A 15,793-nucleotide genomic window follows, 5' to 3' on the forward strand; every position below is an offset into this window, starting at 1 on the left:
CTATAAATCCGGGCTGACGGCCCGCACTTCCGTGGCTGCAAGTGCAGTGGCATTCGGCACCTGGGCGCTTCTGAATTCGAACGTCTCGCAAAGCTCAGGCGGCACGCGTTCGCGTGAGCGGAGGCGAAAGAGCACGAAGAGCGCGTAAAGGAGCGCTACGGCCATCGTCGCGTAGATGAAGGTCTGCTGGCCGAAGGCGGGCGTCAGCAGCGTCACCAGCATTGGCACCAGCGTTGCGGCCGCCGACCAGGCGACCAGCATGGTGCTGGCGAGCGGCACGAAATCGGCCGGATCCGTGCGGTCGTTTGCATGCGCATTGGCGATCGAATAGACCGTCTCGACGGCCCCCGCAAAGATCGCGAAGACCAGCATGAGCAGGAGCGGATTGTCGAAGGAAACGACCAGTGCCGCGAGGCCGGCTCCGATGGTGAGAGCGCAGGTGACGATCAGGACGATGCGGCGGTCGGTGCGGTCGGAAAGGGCGCCCATCGGAAACTGGATGAAGAGCAGGCCGAACTGCATGACGAACATCAATGCCGCCACGTCCTGCTGGCTGACCGCATTGGCCGCGGCATAGATCGGCGTGAAGCCTTGCACCAGCATCGATAGGCCGCCGGAGGCAAGCACGCCGACGAAGGCGACCGGAGAAGCCCGCCAGACCATGGGAATGTCGATGCTGACCCTGGAAGGAGCGGGCGGATTGGGCAGCCGCGTGAGGCCGATCGGCAGGATGGCGACGGTCGTAAAGAAGACGGTGATGACCGGGGCGAGATTGCCTTCGGCAGGGATCTGGCCGAAGAGCCAGGCGCCGGCGCCGAGCCCGATGACATAGGCCATGTAGAAGAGCGACATTGCCCGGCCGCGCCAGTGGTTCTCGCTGGCATGGTTCAGCCAGCTCTGGGTAATGATGAAGTTCATGTTCGCGGCGACGCCGTAGAGACCGCGTGCGAGAACCCAAAGCAGCGGATGGACGCCGAGGCTGATCGTCAGCGCCGCGAGGATGACGAGCGCCATCGAGCAGGAAAAGGCACGGGCGTGCCCTACCCGGCGAATGAGCGAGCCGCCCATCAGGCAGCCGAGGAGTCCGCCGAAAGCGATCGCGGTCACCGCGGCACCCGGAACCCAGTCCGGCGCGGCCGAGCGCGTCAGCACGAAGGGCACATAGGCGAGCATCATGCCGTTGCCGATCGCGACAGCCGTCATCGAAAGAACAATGCTCGCGATCGACATCAGCGACGAAGGAGATCTGTCCATATGCCTGTCCTTCCGCGACCGTTTTTCGACAAGTGAGTTCTAAAGTATTGAAGAAGAAGAACTTTCTGAAGTACGGGATACTCGCAACGATAGCGCAACATGGTTCGTCGCGTTGTCGTCAAAACGGCATCGGCAGAATTTATCTGTCGCGCTCAAATCGGCTTGACTCCATTATAGGAGAAATGCAATCTCAAATAATGGAACAGTCAATCGCCTCCCTTGAACATACGATCGGCAACCGCGTGCGCGAGCTGCGCATGGCGCAGGCCCTGACGCTCGATGACTTGGCTATTCGCTCCGGCGTCAGCCGCGCCATGATCTCGCGCATCGAGCGCGGCGAGGCGAGCCCGACGGCGCAACTGCTCGCGAAGCTCTGCAGCGCGCTCGGCACGACGCTCTCGGCACTCTTCGCCTCCACGGCGGAGAACGCGTCGCCGATCGCGCGGCGCGCCGATCAGCGGCTCTGGCGCGACCCCGAAAGCGGCTATCTACGCCGTTCCGTCTCGCCCGAAGGCGTCGGTTCGCCGGTCGATATCGTCGAGGTCGAGTTTCCGCCGGGGGCCCGCGTCGTCTTCGAACGCCAGCCTCTGGACCGCGGCATCACCCAGCATCTCTGGCTCTTTTCCGGCCGACTCGAACTGGCGATGGAAAGCGGGCCGCAGGTGCTGGAAGCGGGCGACTGTCTCTTCATGGGCCTCGAGGAGGCCCACGTCTTCCACAACCCCTACGACGAACCGGCGCACTACGCCGTCATCCTCTGCCGTACCAAGGTGTAACATGCCCGACGTGAATATCCGCGTGCTCAGCGAAGAAGAAACCTTGGCCGCACTGCCGGCGCTGGCCGAGATTCTCTCTGATTGCGTCGAAGGCGGCGCCTCGGTCGGCTTCATGCAACCCTTTCCGCCTGAGGCCGCGGTCCCGTTCTGGGAGGGCGTTGCCGCCGCTGTCGGCCGAGACGAGACCGTGCTCGTTATCGCCGAGGTCGACGGCCGACCGATCGGCACCGTGCAGCTCGGCGTCGCGACCATGCCCAACCAGCCCCATCGCGCCGACATCAAGAAGCTGCTCGTGCATCGGAACGCCCGCGGCCTCGGCTTGGCGCGTCGCCTTATGGAAGCGGCGGAAGCCGAAGCCATCAAGCACCGCAGACGAGTGCTGGTGCTCGACACGGCAACGGGCGAGCCGGCAGAGGCAATCTACGAGCGCTTCGGCTGGAACCGCGCGGGCGTCGTTCCCGACTATGCGCTGATGCCGGACGGCCGCTATTGCGCGACGACGTTCTTCTACAAGCACCTTGCCGTCTAGAACGACTGCCCCCGTGCGGAGCCGATTCCGCTTTGCCCAATCGTGAAGTAGGGTGACGCACGAACGCCCCGCGGGGCTCCCTATGCGACAGGACAGGATGATGCGCGTTTTCTACTCCGAAGACCACAAGCTCAGAGACGCCAAGACCGAGTTGCATGGAGGCGAGCTCGTCCCGCCCTTTGAAGCGCCGTTCCGGGCCGAGTGGATTCTCGCAGCGGTCAGGGAGGCGGGTTTCTCCGATGTCGTCGCACCCGAGCGCCACGGAATGGAGACGGCGCTGGAGCTGCATTCCGCGGACTATCTCGAATTCCTCGAAACCGCTTGGAGCCGCTGGGTCGCGGATGGCTATCGCGGCGAAGCGATACCCGCTTGCTTTCCGGCCCGGCGCATGCGCCAGCACCCGCCGAAGGATATCGATGGAGCGCTCGGCTACTATTCTTTTGCGGCCGAAACGGCGATCACCGAGGGCACCTTTGCCGCCGCGCGCGCGGCGATGGACTGCGCGATTTCCGCAGCGACCCATGTCGCCGGCGGCCATTCCGCCGCCTTCGCGCTTTGCCGCCCGCCGGGCCACCACGCCGCGATCGACCTCTTCGGCGGTTATTCCTTCATCAACAACGCGGCCTGCGCCGCGCAGCGCTTGCGCGATTCCGGTGCGGTGAAAGTTGCCGTGCTCGACGTCGACTTCCACCACGGCAACGGCACCCAGGATATCTTCTACGAGCGCGCAGACGTCTTCTTCGCCTCGCTGCACGGCGACCCGGTCGACGCCTTCCCACATTTTCTTGGTTTTGCCGACGAGGAAGGTGCGGGCGAGGGGCTTGGCACGACAAAGAACTATCCCCTGCCGCGCGACACCACCTTCGAAACCTGGGGTGCAGCGATGGATGACGCCACCGCGCGCATTGCCGGCTTCGGCGCGGAAGCGCTCGTCCTCTCGCTGGGCGTCGATACCTTCGAGCGCGATCCGATCAGCTTCTTCAAGCTCAAATCGGAGGACTACCTGCGCATCGGCGAACGCTTGAGGCGGATGGCCCTTCCGGTCGTCATCTGCATGGAGGGCGGCTACGGCGTGCCGGAGATCGGCTTGAACGTCGCGAATGTGCTGAAGGGGATCGCCGGCTGATTGTAGAATCGCCTATTGACCTCAACTATGGTTGAGGTCGTACCACTGGTCGCGCTTTCCGGATCGCCGCCGGCGGTCCGCTTTCAAAAGGAGAGAACGATGAGTGGAAACAAGCTGGCGCTGTCGCGGCCGCTTTATCGAGTCAACAAATTCGCCGTGCCTGACGAGGCGCGAGAGAAATTCCTGGAACTCGTGGCAAAGACCTTTGCCGTCATTCGCCGGCAGGACGGCTATGTCCGCGACTGGGTCCTCGAGCAGAATTCCGGCCCCGGCATCTTCAATTTCGTCACCATGATCGAGTTTGCGAGCGACGAGGTCGCGCCGAGGATTGCCGCCGCGCTTGGCGAGCTCGACAGGGGACTCGGCCTCGACCGGGAGGCACTGATGGCCGAGCTCAATATCCGCACCGACTTCGGCAGCTATAAGCGCTTGGAGCCGCTTTTTGCCTACTGCATGTTTCCTTAAATCGTACCCGATTTAAGGACAAAAACATGCAGCAATTCAAAGTGCTACAGCGTCCTTTGTGCGTCTGAAAAGACGCACGGCGCTGTAGTCCAAGCCGGACCTACGACACGAAGAATTGCGAAAGCCCCTGGCCTGCGGCGAAAGCCGCATAGGCGAGAACGGCGAAATAGACGGTGGTTGCCAGCAGAAAGAGGTAACCGGCGGCCACCATCAGCCCGTCGCGCTGTATGATGCCGAGTGACAAGAGCAGGATGGCGATCCCGGGCAGCGTGTTCGACAGCGGGATCAGCCCGAGCGGGAACATCAGGAGCACGCCGCCGGCCATGATCATCAGGCCGTTGAAGCGGTTCATTACGACGCCCTGCGTCAGGAAATACAATCGCGGCCGCACGTACCGATCGAGCTTCGAGACGAGGGCCGCCCCTTTCTTCAGCGTCGGCACGAGTTTTTCCGTCTCGATCCGCCGGTCGAGGATGCGTTGCGGCAGCCAGGGCAAGCGATTGAGCGTGATCGCCAGCGAGATGAGGATGATCGCCGCGCCGAAGACGGTGCTGACGCCGGGAATGGAAACGGGAATGAGGAAGGGCAGCGTCAGCAGGGCGCAGAGGAGCAGGAAACCATGCTCGCCGATCTCGATCATCAGTTCGCGCAGCGTGATCGTATCGCCTCTGATCGAAGCGATCATCCCGTTCAGCGTGTCGCTGAGATTGCGTTCCGTATCGCCGAACTCGATCGCCATATCTTGACCCCTCTCACCTTTGCGGGCCGCTTCACCGAACGACGCGCGGCTCCGCATCTTCTACCCCTGGTCGATCACGACCGGGTGCCCCACCATAGCGCGGGCATATGAAGCTTCGGTTAGCGGGCGCTCTGGTCAGCAATGTGGCGCGCGGCAAATGTTGCACTGCGAAACCGAGCCGGCACGCGGTCCCTGTGGAAAGTGCTCGGCCCCTTCATCTTCCTGCCGCAATCGGTGGTATGAAGCGATTTCAGCACCAATGGGGACCATTGATTCGATGATCAAGAAATGCGCCATCCTGGCTGTTGCGGCCATCTATCTTTCCGGATGCACGACCACCGATCCCTACACGGGAGAGCAGAAGATGTCGAACACGGCCGGCGGCGCCTTGATCGGTGCGGGCCTCGGCGCGGCGACCGGTCTGCTCGCCGGCGGCAGCGCCGCGGGACGGCGCGACGCAGCACTCGTCGGCGCGGCTATCGGCGGCCTCGGCGGCGGTCTCATCGGCAACTACATGGACCAGCAGGAGGCGGAGCTGCGCGCACAACTGCAGGGCACCGGCGTCTCGGTGACGCGCGCCGGCGACCGCATCATCCTCAACATGCCGTCGAACATCACCTTCGCGACCGACCGCGACCAGGTGATTCCGGACTTCTATCCGACGCTCGATTCGGTGGCGATCGTGCTGCGCAAGTTCAACAAGACGCTCATCGACGTCGATGGCCACACCGACTCGACCGGCAGCGCCTCCTATAACCAGGGCCTGTCGGAGCGCCGTGCGGCCTCGGTCGCCAACTATCTCGGCACTCGCGGCGTCGACCAGCGGCGCATCTCCACCATGGGCTACGGTATGGAGCGGCCGGTTGCGTCCAATGCCAGCGAGGCCGGCCGCGCCCAGAACCGTCGCGTCGAAATCTCGATCGCGCCGATCAAGCAGGGCTGATCCGCCGCAGCGACAATTCAAGAGAGGGCCGCCGGCGTCGCCGTGCGGCCCTTTTTCTTTGGCCCTTGTGGCCCGATGCGCATCAGAAGCGATAACGAACGAGCCGCCCCATCGGCTGCAGCATCGGGGTAGCCGCGAGGATTTGCAGGGCGATGCGCGCCGGGGGCGACATCCGCGCCGCCTCGGATGCGCTCCAGTGCGACCGGTCTTCCGCGAGCTTCAGCCCCGGCACCTGGCGCTCGAGTTCCGTCGGCTCGTCGAGCGCCCATCGAAGCGATGCGCCTGTCGAACGGATCGCCGGGTTGAAATGCAGCATCCAGACCATGAACCGGCTATAAGCATCGAAGACGATCTCACCGGAGGGGAAGCGGTCGACGAGCCGGCTGAGAAGCTGCGGGACCTCGTGCTCGCCAAGATAAGGCAGCACGCCCTCCGCGATGATCATCGCAGGTCTGTCGGTGGGCAGTTGCGACAGCCATGTCGTTTCCGTGATCGAGGCTGCGATCGCCGTATAGTTCTCGCGACAGGGGTAGAGTCGCTGCCTGAGGGCAATCACCTCGCGAAAATCGATATCGAACCAGAGCACCGACGGCGGCGGATCGACGCGGAAGACACGGGCATCGAGTCCGCAGCCGAGATGAAGGACGGTGGCATCCGGATGCCGGTCGAGAAAAGCCGTCGTCCAGCGATCGAGCAGAAGCGCGCGCATGGCGATCGCGACCGTCATGTCGTGCCCCACCTTCAGATGCGTCAGGTCCTCGTCGACGAGGGCGATCGCGGCAGCCGCGAAGCGGTCGCAGAGCAGCGAATCCGGCATGGCGCTCTCCTCCGCCTTCGCCAGAAGCGTGATCAGCGGCGTGGCAGTGACACCGGTGAGGCGGATCTCCGATGGCATGGCTTCCTCCGGCGGATCGGAAACGCGGCGCGTCGTATCTTATCATTTTGCGTGACGTTCGCTGTACCGAACCGCTCTCGCGCGGAGCCTGGAGCACGAAACTACAGCGCCGTGCGTCTTTTCAGACGCACAAAGAGACGCTGTAGCACTTTGAATTGCTGCCGTTTTTTATGCCGACTACGATTTCAGGAAACATGCAGTAGCGCCGAGGTGTTCAATCCTTCGGCGGATAGGCGTGCTTGTTTCCGTGGAAGTCGCTGACGGTGTAACAGCCGCCGCCTTTCGCCTCGATAGCGCTTGCGCCAATCACGGCCTTGCCGTGGCCGCCGGGTATGTCGAGAATGTAGGTCGGCTGGCAGAGGCCGGAGACGCGGCCGCGCAGCGAGGCGACGAGCGCCCGACCCTCATCGATCGACAGCCGGAAGTGGCTGGTGCCGGGAGCGAGATCCGGATGGTGCAGGTAATAGGGCTTGATGCGCGTCTCGACAAAGGCGCGCATCAGCTCGGCGAGCACGTCCGCATCGTCGTTGACGCCCTTGAGCAGCACCGATTGGCTCACCATGACGATGCCGGCATCGATCAGCCACGCGGCGGCCGCGCGTGCCGCGGTCGTAAGCTCCCGCGGATGATTGGCGTGAAGCGCCACATAGGTCGCCTTGCCGCTGGCCTTAAGCGCTGCGATGAGCTCCGCGTCGATCCGGTCGGGCTCGACGACCGGCACGCGCGTATGGAAGCGGACAATCTTCACATGGTCGATCTTGCCGAGGCGCTCCATGATTTCGCCAAGCCGCCGGGGCGAGAGCACGAGCGGGTCGCCGCCCGTCAGGATCACCTCCCAGATTTCCGGATGAGCGGCGATATAGGCGATGGCCGCATCGAGTTCTGCGGGCGTCAGCGTGCCGAGGCCTTGCGGGCCTACCATCTCGCGGCGGAAGCAGAACCGGCAGTAGACCGGGCAGACATGCACTGCCTTCAGCAGCACGCGGTCCGGGTAGCGGTGGACGATGCCCGCGACCGGACTATGCGCGCCGTCACCGATCGGATCGGCGCGCTCCTCCGGCGCGAGCGTAAGCTCCGCCACGTCGGGCACGAATTGCCGGGCGATCGGGTCGTGGGGATCGTCGCGCTCGATGAGGCGCGCAAGCGCGGGGCTGATCGCGACCGCATATCGGGAAGCAACGCGGGAGATCGCCTGTTCGTCGGCAGCCCCGACCAGGCCGGCCTCGACGAGCTCGCCCGCTGTCCGGACGGTTCGGTCCATGGTCATGCCGAGGCCTCCGCGACCGGCGCCCAAAGAACCTGTTCGATGCGCGAAGCCCCGGTTGCCAGCATCACCAACCGGTCGAAGCCGAGCGCAATGCCGCTTGCCTCGGGCATGGTTGCGAGCGCGGCGAGGAAGTCCTCGTCGATAGGATAGGTCTCGCCATAGACCCGCGCTTTTTCCGCCATTTCGAGCTCGAAGCGGCGACGCTGTTCCGTAGCATCCGTCAGCTCGCCGAAGGCATTCGCGAGCTCGACGCCGCAGGCATAGAGCTCGAAGCGCTCCGCGACGCGCCCGTCGTCGAGTGTTGGTCTTGCCAGCGCGGCCTCGGCAACGGGATATTGATCGAGGATCGTGGCGCGCCCCAAGCCGAGATTAGGTTCGATCTTCTCGACGAGCACGCGGCTGAAGAGATCGGCCCAGCCGTCGTCAGCGGCGACGCGCAGGCCGGCTCTTCGCGTGGCGGCAGCGAGGCTTTCGCGATCGGTGGAGCCGTCCGCTGCAATCGAGGCGAGGAGGTCGATGCCGGCGAAACGCTCGAAGGCTTCGCCCACCGAAAGCCGCTCCGGTTCCGCTAAGGGATCGCAGTCGCGCCCGCCATAGGTGAAGGACCGCGTGTCCACCGTCTCCGCGGCGAGCGCCAGGATTTCGGCGCAGTCGCGCATCAGCGTCTCGTAGTTCTCCTCGGCGCGGTACCATTCCAGCATCGTGAATTCGGGATGGTGTAGTGGCCCCCGCTCGCGATTGCGATAGACATGGGCGAAACAGGCGATGCGCCTTTCGCCGGCGGCGAGCAGCTTCTTGCATGCGAACTCGGGCGAGGTGTGCAGATAGAGGGGCTGGATCGAGCCATCATGGCCGATCGCTTGTGTTGTAAAGGCATGCAAATGCGCCTCGTTGCCCGGCGACACCTGCAGCGTTGCGGTGTCCACCTCCATGAAATCATGCTCGTCGAAGAACCGGCGGAGCGCCGCCTGGATGCGATTGCGCCCGATGAGGAACGGGCGCCGGTCGGCGTGGACCTCCGGGGTCCACCAGGGAGAAGCGTTCTGCATGGTCGGTTCGATCCAAGCTTTCTTTCCACGTGAATGCCGGCGCAGGCTGGCTATTCGCGCGAAATTAGGGTAGTGGCGGCGCGAAACCAGTTCTCGCGTCCGTTGGGCCGATCTAGGCCCGCTCGTGTCGCTGATACCTCTGTTACAAGGAAGACTAATGGTCAAGGTCATCGCTTCTTCAGTCCGCAAGGGCAACGTTCTCGACGTCGACGGCAAGCTCTACGTCGTGCTCACCGCGCAGAACTTCCACCCGGGCAAGGGCACGCCGGTCACGCAGGTCGACATGCGCCGCATCTCCGACGGCGTGAAGGTCTCCGAACGCTACCGCACCACAGAACAGGTCGAGCGCGCCTTCGTCGAAGACCGCGAGCACACCTTCCTTTATGAAGATGCCGAAGGCTTCCATTTCATGAATCCGGAAACCTACGACCAGCTCGTCATGTCGGCCGACGATATCGGCGACCAGAAGGCCTATCTCCAGGAAGGCATGGCCGTGATGCTGTCGATCCACGAAGGCATTGCGATCGCCATCGAACTGCCGCGCCATGTCGTTCTCGAAATCGTCGAGACCGAGCCGGTGGTCAAGGGCCAGACCGCGTCCTCGTCCTATAAGCCCGCCGTGCTGTCCAATGGCCTTCGTACCATGGTGCCGCCGCACATTCAGGCCGGCACCCGCGTCGTCATCGCAACCGAAGACAGTTCCTACGTCGAGCGCGCCAAGGACTGACCTGGTCCTGACAGAAATCAACGGGGACGGTGGTCGGTGACTGCCGTCCCCGTTTTCGTTTCCCGTGCGTAGCTGCATATTCGGCGCGCATTTTGTTCGCGCGATGCTAGGATGCCGCCCTCTGGATCAGGATGAGAGGCACGGCGCTGCATGTTTCCACTATCGCATATGATGAAGTCGTTCATTCGCAAGGGCAGCCTGACGGTGATCGATGCCGACGGCAGGAGGCACGTCTTCTCGGGCGAGCCGGGGCCGAGCGTGACGATGCGGCTCACCGACAAGCGGCTCTATCGCAGTCTCGTCTTTAATGCCGAGCTTGCCGCCGGCGAGGCCTATATGGATGGCACCATGCGCTTCGAGGAGGGCTCGACGCTTAGGGATTTCCTCACGCTCTTCTCGATCAATCGCCTGTCGCTCGGCTCCTATCCGATCCAGAAGCTCCTGCGCGCGATCAAGATGCGGTTCCGTAAGCGCCAGCAGGCGAACCCCAAAGGGAAGGCGCAGCAGAACGTCGCTCATCACTACGATCTCGGCAATGATTTCTACAAGCTCTTCCTCGACGAGAACATGCTCTATTCCTGCGCCTATTTCCGTGAGCCGGACGAGACGCTGGAGGCGGCGCAACGCAACAAGCTGCGGCTGCTTGCGGCGAAACTCTGCCTAAAGCCCGGAATGAAAGTGCTCGACATCGGCTGCGGCTGGGGCGATCTCGCGCTCTATCTGGCCGCGCTCGAGGACGTCGAGGTCATCGGCGTGACGCTCTCGAAGGAGCAGCAGGCGCTCGCCTCCGAGCGGGCGCGCGCAGCAGGACTTTCCGATCGCGTGCGCTTCGAGCTCAAGGATTATCGCGACGTTGAGGGGCCGTTCGACCGGATCGTCTCGGTCGGCATGTTCGAGCATGTCGGCGTTCATCACTATGACGAGTTCTTCAAGAAGCTGAATGCGCTGATGCCGGACGACGGGCTCGCCGTGCTTCATTCGATCGGCCATATGAGCCCGCCCGGCATGGCCAGTCCCTGGCTTCGGAAATACATCTTTCCCGGCGCCTATTCTCCGGCGCTGTCGGAAGTCTTTGAGGTAGTCGAGCGCAACAGCCTGTGGGTGACGGATCTTGAATTCCTGCGCGTTCACTACGCCACGACGCTCGCCCACTGGGGAGCGCGGTTCGAGAGGAATCGTGACAAGGTGATCGCGATGTACGACGAACGCTTCGCCCGGATGTGGGAGTTCTATCTGATCAGCGCGGAAATGATGTTTCGCACCGGCAGCCAGCTCGTCTTCCATATGCAGTTGTCGCGCTCACGCGATGCGGCGCCGATCGTGCGCGATTACATCACCGATCGGCAGCGTGCCTATATCGAGAAGGAGAAGCCGCTCAACCTCGCGATCTGATGTGGGGAGCAGCGCCCCTCTCTCAAGTCACCGCTCTTGCCCGGCCTCGCCCCGCTCGCAGCCTTGACGCTCCATGTTACGGAGCCTATTTAGAATTATTCTAAAGAAGGTTCCCGCCCATGTTTTCCCGCCTTTTCTCCCGCTCCAAGCGTCCGTTTCTGTCCTTGAGCGAACAGGAGATCCTCGCGCTCGCCATTTCCTCCGAGGAGGACGACGGCCGCATCTATCTCGCCTATGCCGATGCGCTGCGTCAGAAATACCCCCATTCCGCAAAAGTTTTCGAGGAAATGGCCGAGGAGGAGAGCCATCACCGCCAGGCCCTGATCGACCTGCACGTCGCCCGCTTCGGCAACCGCATTCCGCTGATCCGCCGCGAGCACGTGCGCGATTTCCCGGAACGCAAGCCTGATTGGCTGATCGCCGAGATGCCGATCGAAAAGGCGCGCGTGGAAGCGGAAGCCATGGAGGATGCGGCCCATCGCTTCTATGTCGAGGCTGCAGCGCGTACGCGCGACGCAGCGACGCGCAAGCTCCTTGGAGACCTGGCGATCGCCGAGAAGGCGCATGAATCGCTCGCTCGCCGGCTCGGCGAGAAGCATACGCCCGAAAATGTGCGCGACGAGGAGGAAGAGACATCCCACCGACAGTTCATCCTGACCTATGTGCAGCCGGGTCTGGCGGGGTTGATGGACGGTTCGGTTTCGACGCTAGCGCCGATCTTTGCCGCTGCCTTCGCCACCCAGGACACGTGGCAGACCTTCCTCGTCGGCCTCTCTGCCTCCGTCGGCGCGGGCATTTCGATGGGCTTCACCGAGGCTGCCCATGACGACGGCAGGCTTTCCGGTCGCGGCTCGCCCGTCAAGCGCGGACTCGCCTCCGGCATCATGACCGCGCTCGGCGGCCTCGGCCACGCGCTTCCCTATCTCATTCCGCATTTCTGGACGGCGACAGCGACCGCGGTCGGGATCGTCTTTTTCGAGCTCTGGGCGATCGCCTTCATCCAGAACCGCTACATGGAAACGCCTTTCTTGAGGGCCGCCTTCCAGGTCGTGCTCGGCGGTGGTCTCGTCCTTGCCGCCGGCGTCGTCATCGGCAACGCCTGATCGCGCGCCACTACAGCGCCGCGCGTCTTATCAGACGCGCGAAGGTCGCTATAGCGCTTTGAATCGCTGCGTGTTTTTATCGTAAATCGTACCCGACTTAAGGAAACATGCAGTACGGAAACAAAAAGGCCGCGTCTGCGGCCTTTTCGAGGGACAGGTTTGACCGATCAGTTGCCGACGGAGCCGACGAGCACTTCGCCGCTGTTGTCGATGGTGACCCAGCGGCCGCTATTGCTAGCTGCCTGACGCTTGAGGAAACGGTAAGGCGTGTGCGTCCACAGCTTCACGCCGCTGTCGAGGTTGTCCAGAATGAAGTCGCCCTGGGCGGTGCGGACCGTCAGCACCGCGTGGCCTTCGCCGTCGGGTTTGCGCACGACGGTCATCAGCAGGTTGCTGGCGGAGAAACCTTTCTGCATCAGACGTTTGCGCTTTTCGAGAGCAAAGTCTTCGCAATCACCCTGCGCGCCCGGATAGGACCAGACCTCGTCTCTGCCGTGCAGTTGCAGATCCGTGACCGGCGCGATCTGCCGGTTGACGGCGGCATTGACCTGACGGATGGCCGCCCAGCCGCCTGCCGTGACGCGCGGCGGAACGGTCGAGTTCGACCGAACGCGGCACTCACCTCTATACTTTTGGCAGAATTCGTAATGCCCGATCGGCTGAGAGGTTACCGCGCCGGTCTGCATCCAGGGAGAGGCTCCCGCCTGTGCGGGAATCGCCGCGTTTGTTGAAATGAAAAGCGCGCAAAGTACCGCGAAACTTGCCTTAACCCCGGTCCAAGATGCCATACAGATCCCCTGTAACGCGACCGCATCCGATCCCGTTCGGACCGATCCGCGCAATCCAAAGTTGCCGACAGCTTTTGTAGGATTTTTCCCCTGCGCTGCTCTAATCGTTAACAAAGAGTTAATATAGACGGCTCGTCGGAGTCAATCGCCTGATTCGGGCTAGTCCATCTTATGGTTAAAGACTGCGGCAGAAGGCGCGGAAATCCCGCCAGCGCAACGGCTTGGCCTATGCCTTCCGGATTAGGTTCGGAGATTTTGACTAGTCCATGTGGCCTAGCCCACCGCTCAGGCCTTCGTCAGCATGGCGTCGATCGCCTGTTTCAATTTGGCAATGTCCTCCTCGCGCGACAACCGATGGTCGCCATCGCGAATAAGCGTCATGACGACATCGTCCGCCGGCATATGTTCCATCAGCTTGAGCGCGTGAGTGTAGGGCACGTCCGGATCGCGCATGCCCTGGAGGATATGGACCGGGCAGCCGGTTTCGATTGGCCCCTTCATGACCCGGTTGTCACGGCCGTCCTCGATCAGCGCGTGGGTGAAGATATTGGGCTCGGGGCTGTATTCCGACGGTTCCTCGAAAAAGCCGCGCTCGGCAAGCGACGCCTGTTCGATATCGGTCAGATTTGGCTCGATCAGCTCGGCGGTGAAATCCGGGGCAGGGGCGATCAGCACGAGACCGGCGACGCGGCCGGCTTCGCCGCGCGTCCGCAACTTCTCGATGAGGCGGAGTGCGATCCAGGCGCCCATCGAGGAGCCGATGAGGATCATGCGTGGCGCCGCGGCATGATCGACCACCGCAAGGCTTTCCTCAATCCAGCGAGAGATCGTGCCGTCGCGGTAATCGCCGCCTGAGGAACCGTGCCCGGAGTAATCGAAGCGGATACAGTCGGTGCCGACGGCTCGGGCATGGGCCTCCACCTCGATGGCCTTCGTGCCGGTCATGTCGGAACGGTACCCGCCGAGCCAAACGAGTGCGGGTTGGCCGGAGGCCGGCTCGGCGCGGAAGATCCGCATGGCGATGCTGCGCCTGAGCTCTCCCGTTCCGACCTCGATCCGCGTGATGTCGGTTTCAGCCGGCGTTGCTGACATCGAATATCCTCCGAGAGACCTGACCTGAAAGGATTCCTTCTAAAACAGATTCGTTCGGGCACCGACAGAGGATGATTTTCATTGCGGGCCATGCTATTGACTCTGGAGCCGCAATTCACACATTGCCGTCAGTGACTGTTTCAAGCGCCACGTTTGAGATCGCGCTGACCGTTTATCAAACCAATTGTACGTCAACAGCTCGAGGAGAGTACGACCATTCGCAGACCGTTCAAAGCGGACGCCCCAGTCAAGGAAGGACCGCGCGCAAACAAGGAAATCCGGGTCCCCCGGGTTCAGCTTATCGATGCCGAGGGCCAGAACCTGGGCAGCGTACCGATCGACCAGGCGCTCCGCATGGCGGACGAGGCCGGTCTCGATCTGGTGGAGATCGCACCGAATTCCGATCCGCCCGTGTGCAAGATTCTCGATCTTGGCAAGCTGAAATACGCGAACCAGAAGAAGGCGGCCGAGGCGCGCAAGAAACAGAAGATCGTCGAGATCAAGGAAATCAAGATGCGCCCCAACATCGACACCCATGACTACGAGGTGAAGATGAAGGCCATGAATCGCTTCTTCGAGGAGGGCGACAAGGTCAAGGTGACGCTGAAGTTCCGTGGCCGCGAAATGGCCCACCAGGAACTCGGCATGAAGCTTCTGATGCAGGTGAAGGATGACACCCAGGCCATTGCCAAGGTGGAGGCCGAACCAAAGCTCGAAGGTCGCCAGATGATGATGGTGCTTGCGCCGAAGTGATCGGTGCCTGCCCCGACAAGAGGCTTGATGAAGGGCCGCCCCGGAGGAGCTCGTGGGGCGGCCCTTCCTTTGGGTCGCGACGCTCCTTCCGGCACGCAGCGTTCTTTCCTTGCCGGGTTGCCTTTTTTGGGGGGCGCGGTTATAAGCCCCCGTCCGAACGGTCCGGCAGGGCATGCCGTGGCCGTTCTTAACGCTGGAAACCAAGCCTCGTCAGCCGGTTTCGCATATCAAGAACAATGGAGTAGCAAAATGCCCAAGATGAAGACGAAATCGTCTGCCAAGAAGCGGTTCAAAGTCACCGCGACCGGCAAGGTTCGAGCTGCCGCTGCTGGCAAGCGCCACGGCATGATCAAGCGGTCCAACAAGTTCATTCGCGACGCTCGCGGAACCATGGTTCTCGCAGAGGCTGATGGCAAGAAGGTCGTCAAGAACTACCTGCCCAACGGTCTTTAAGACGTCTGGCGATTTGGATTTTAAGGAGATCATGACATGGCACGTGTAAAACGCGGCGTAACCGCCCACGCCAAGCACAAGAAGACGCTCAAGGCCGCCAAGGGTTTCTATGGCCGCCGCAAGAACACCATTCGCGCCGCCAAGGCAGCGGTGGACCGTTCCAAGCAGTACGCCTACCGCGACCGTAAGGTCAACAAGCGCAATTTCCGCGCGCTCTGGATCCAGCGCATCAACGCTGCCGTCCGCGAGCACGGCCTCACCTACGGCCGCTTCATCGACGGTCTGAACAAGGCCGGCATCGAGATCGACCGCAAGGTTCTGTCCGACATGGCGATCCATGAGACGGCTGCATTCACGGCGCTCGTTGAAGCCGCCAAGAAGGCGCTCGCCTATCTCAAGGAAGCCGGCACGGCAAACGAGTTTGAAAGCGCTGTCCGTTAAG

The 15,793-nt window shown here is 62.6% G+C and carries 18 protein-coding genes; 11 read left to right on the plus strand and 7 right to left on the minus strand.

The genetic code is table 11. From position 1 onward, the window contains the following. Positions 1 to 1,254 (minus strand): MFS transporter, encoded by a 1,254-nt coding sequence (locus M728_RS17225; protein WP_026622933.1) that lies wholly within the window; start codon positions 1,252 to 1,254, stop codon positions 1 to 3. Between the two features lie 197 nt (positions 1,255 to 1,451). Here M728_RS17225 and M728_RS17230 point away from each other — a divergent pair, with 197 nt between their 5' ends. From M728_RS17230 to M728_RS17245, 4 genes are all read left to right on the plus strand, one after another. Further along, the gene (locus M728_RS17230; RefSeq protein ID WP_026622934.1) at positions 1,452 to 2,030 is read left to right on the plus strand and encodes an XRE family transcriptional regulator; all 579 of its coding nucleotides are present in this window, start codon (positions 1,452 to 1,454) and stop codon (positions 2,028 to 2,030) included. 1 nt (position 2,031) lies between these two features. After that, complete coding sequence (locus M728_RS17235; protein ID WP_026622935.1) at positions 2,032 to 2,559, plus strand: GNAT family N-acetyltransferase; 528 nt, start codon at positions 2,032 to 2,034, stop codon at positions 2,557 to 2,559. 100 nt (positions 2,560 to 2,659) lie between these two features. Further along, positions 2,660 to 3,685 (plus strand): histone deacetylase family protein, encoded by a 1,026-nt coding sequence (locus M728_RS17240; protein WP_026622936.1) that lies wholly within the window; start codon positions 2,660 to 2,662, stop codon positions 3,683 to 3,685. A 99-nt stretch (positions 3,686 to 3,784) separates the two neighbouring features. Beyond that, positions 3,785 to 4,150, plus strand: coding sequence for an antibiotic biosynthesis monooxygenase (locus M728_RS17245; protein WP_051441065.1), 366 nt, complete (start codon positions 3,785 to 3,787; stop codon positions 4,148 to 4,150). Positions 4,151 to 4,250: 100 nt separating this feature from the next. Here M728_RS17245 and M728_RS17250 read toward each other — a convergent pair whose 3' ends face one another. Further along, positions 4,251 to 4,889 carry an exopolysaccharide biosynthesis protein gene (locus M728_RS17250; protein ID WP_034884122.1) on the minus strand — a complete coding sequence of 213 codons (639 nt, stop codon included), beginning with the start codon at positions 4,887 to 4,889 and terminating at the stop codon, positions 4,251 to 4,253. Between the two features lie 277 nt (positions 4,890 to 5,166). Between M728_RS17250 and M728_RS17255 the strand changes: the two genes are divergently transcribed. Next, entirely contained in the window at positions 5,167 to 5,832 is a 666-nt protein-coding gene (locus M728_RS17255) for an OmpA family protein (RefSeq protein WP_026622112.1), read from the plus strand. A gap of 82 nt (positions 5,833 to 5,914) precedes the next feature. Here M728_RS17255 and M728_RS17260 read toward each other — a convergent pair whose 3' ends face one another. From M728_RS17260 to epmA, 3 genes are all read right to left on the minus strand, one after another. Beyond that, positions 5,915 to 6,727, minus strand: a complete 813-nt coding sequence (locus tag M728_RS17260; protein WP_026622111.1) for a class I SAM-dependent methyltransferase — start codon at positions 6,725 to 6,727, stop codon at positions 5,915 to 5,917. A 214-nt stretch (positions 6,728 to 6,941) separates the two neighbouring features. Continuing rightward, complete coding sequence (locus M728_RS17265; RefSeq protein WP_026622110.1) at positions 6,942 to 7,994, minus strand: lysine-2,3-aminomutase-like protein; 1,053 nt, start codon at positions 7,992 to 7,994, stop codon at positions 6,942 to 6,944. Continuing rightward, positions 7,991 to 9,043: an EF-P lysine aminoacylase EpmA gene (gene epmA, locus M728_RS17270; RefSeq protein ID WP_026622109.1), complete on the minus strand. Its 1,053-nt coding sequence runs from the start codon at positions 9,041 to 9,043 to the stop codon at positions 7,991 to 7,993. Before epmA ends, M728_RS17265 begins: the two co-directional genes overlap by 4 nt. Positions 9,044 to 9,200: 157 nt before the next feature. On the opposite strand from epmA, the gene efp reads away from it, so the two are divergent. The 3 genes from efp (at position 9,201) to mbfA (ending at position 12,265) form a co-directional block, all read left to right on the plus strand. Further along, positions 9,201 to 9,770 carry an elongation factor P gene (gene efp / locus M728_RS17275; protein ID WP_026613587.1) on the plus strand — a complete coding sequence of 190 codons (570 nt, stop codon included), beginning with the start codon at positions 9,201 to 9,203 and terminating at the stop codon, positions 9,768 to 9,770. A gap of 150 nt (positions 9,771 to 9,920) precedes the next feature. Beyond that, the gene (gene cfa1 / locus M728_RS17280) at positions 9,921 to 11,162 is read left to right on the plus strand and encodes a cyclopropane-fatty-acyl-phospholipid synthase (RefSeq protein ID WP_026622108.1); all 1,242 of its coding nucleotides are present in this window, start codon (positions 9,921 to 9,923) and stop codon (positions 11,160 to 11,162) included. Positions 11,163 to 11,281: 119 nt separating this feature from the next. Then, positions 11,282 to 12,265 (plus strand): iron exporter MbfA, encoded by a 984-nt coding sequence (mbfA, locus tag M728_RS17285; protein ID WP_026622107.1) that lies wholly within the window; start codon positions 11,282 to 11,284, stop codon positions 12,263 to 12,265. A 167-nt stretch (positions 12,266 to 12,432) separates the two neighbouring features. Here the strand turns inward: mbfA and M728_RS17290 are convergent, their stop codons facing one another. After that, positions 12,433 to 13,053 carry a transglutaminase-like cysteine peptidase gene (locus M728_RS17290; RefSeq protein WP_026622106.1) on the minus strand — a complete coding sequence of 207 codons (621 nt, stop codon included), beginning with the start codon at positions 13,051 to 13,053 and terminating at the stop codon, positions 12,433 to 12,435. 285 nt (positions 13,054 to 13,338) lie between these two features. Next, complete coding sequence (locus M728_RS17295; protein ID WP_026622105.1) at positions 13,339 to 14,145, minus strand: carboxylesterase; 807 nt, start codon at positions 14,143 to 14,145, stop codon at positions 13,339 to 13,341. Positions 14,146 to 14,361: 216 nt separating this feature from the next. Between M728_RS17295 and infC the strand changes: the two genes are divergently transcribed. From infC to rplT, 3 genes are all read left to right on the plus strand, one after another. Then, on the plus strand, positions 14,362 to 14,898 hold the full coding sequence (gene infC / locus M728_RS17300; protein ID WP_077068068.1) for a translation initiation factor IF-3: 537 nt from the start codon (positions 14,362 to 14,364) through the stop codon (positions 14,896 to 14,898). 249 nt (positions 14,899 to 15,147) lie between these two features. Continuing rightward, complete coding sequence (gene rpmI / locus M728_RS17305; protein WP_026613581.1) at positions 15,148 to 15,351, plus strand: 50S ribosomal protein L35; 204 nt, start codon at positions 15,148 to 15,150, stop codon at positions 15,349 to 15,351. 36 nt (positions 15,352 to 15,387) lie between these two features. After that, positions 15,388 to 15,792: a 50S ribosomal protein L20 gene (gene rplT, locus M728_RS17310; protein WP_026613580.1), complete on the plus strand. Its 405-nt coding sequence runs from the start codon at positions 15,388 to 15,390 to the stop codon at positions 15,790 to 15,792. Position 15,793: the final 1 nt, after the last annotated feature.

Origin of the sequence: Ensifer sp. WSM1721 (genome assembly GCF_000513895.2) — a bacterium.
In the GTDB taxonomy this organism is placed as follows: Bacteria; Pseudomonadota; Alphaproteobacteria; order Rhizobiales; family Rhizobiaceae; genus Sinorhizobium.

Excerpts from the sequence above, each read along its gene's own strand:
- M728_RS17240 (WP_026622936.1), top strand. The coding sequence starts at position 2,660 with ATGCGCGTTTTCTACTCCGAAGACCACAAGCTCAGAGACGCCAAGACC.
- efp (WP_026613587.1), top strand. The coding sequence starts at position 9,201 with ATGGTCAAGGTCATCGCTTCTTCAGTCCGCAAGGGCAACGTTCTCGAC.
- cfa1 (WP_026622108.1), top strand. The coding sequence starts at position 9,921 with ATGTTTCCACTATCGCATATGATGAAGTCGTTCATTCGCAAGGGCAGC.
- rpmI (WP_026613581.1), top strand. The coding sequence starts at position 15,148 with ATGCCCAAGATGAAGACGAAATCGTCTGCCAAGAAGCGGTTCAAAGTC.
- epmA (WP_026622109.1), bottom strand. The coding sequence starts at position 9,043 with ATGCAGAACGCTTCTCCCTGGTGGACCCCGGAGGTCCACGCCGACCGG.
- M728_RS17290 (WP_026622106.1), bottom strand. The coding sequence starts at position 13,053 with ATGGCATCTTGGACCGGGGTTAAGGCAAGTTTCGCGGTACTTTGCGCG.
- M728_RS17230 (WP_026622934.1), top strand. The coding sequence starts at position 1,452 with ATGGAACAGTCAATCGCCTCCCTTGAACATACGATCGGCAACCGCGTG.
- M728_RS17265 (WP_026622110.1), bottom strand. The coding sequence starts at position 7,994 with ATGACCATGGACCGAACCGTCCGGACAGCGGGCGAGCTCGTCGAGGCC.
- M728_RS17255 (WP_026622112.1), top strand. The coding sequence starts at position 5,167 with ATGATCAAGAAATGCGCCATCCTGGCTGTTGCGGCCATCTATCTTTCC.
- mbfA (WP_026622107.1), top strand. The coding sequence starts at position 11,282 with ATGTTTTCCCGCCTTTTCTCCCGCTCCAAGCGTCCGTTTCTGTCCTTG.
- rplT (WP_026613580.1), top strand. The coding sequence starts at position 15,388 with ATGGCACGTGTAAAACGCGGCGTAACCGCCCACGCCAAGCACAAGAAG.
- M728_RS17245 (WP_051441065.1), top strand. The coding sequence starts at position 3,785 with ATGAGTGGAAACAAGCTGGCGCTGTCGCGGCCGCTTTATCGAGTCAAC.
- M728_RS17250 (WP_034884122.1), bottom strand. The coding sequence starts at position 4,889 with ATGGCGATCGAGTTCGGCGATACGGAACGCAATCTCAGCGACACGCTG.
- M728_RS17225 (WP_026622933.1), bottom strand. The coding sequence starts at position 1,254 with ATGGACAGATCTCCTTCGTCGCTGATGTCGATCGCGAGCATTGTTCTT.
- M728_RS17235 (WP_026622935.1), top strand. The coding sequence starts at position 2,032 with ATGCCCGACGTGAATATCCGCGTGCTCAGCGAAGAAGAAACCTTGGCC.
- M728_RS17295 (WP_026622105.1), bottom strand. The coding sequence starts at position 14,145 with ATGTCAGCAACGCCGGCTGAAACCGACATCACGCGGATCGAGGTCGGA.
- M728_RS17260 (WP_026622111.1), bottom strand. The coding sequence starts at position 6,727 with ATGCCATCGGAGATCCGCCTCACCGGTGTCACTGCCACGCCGCTGATC.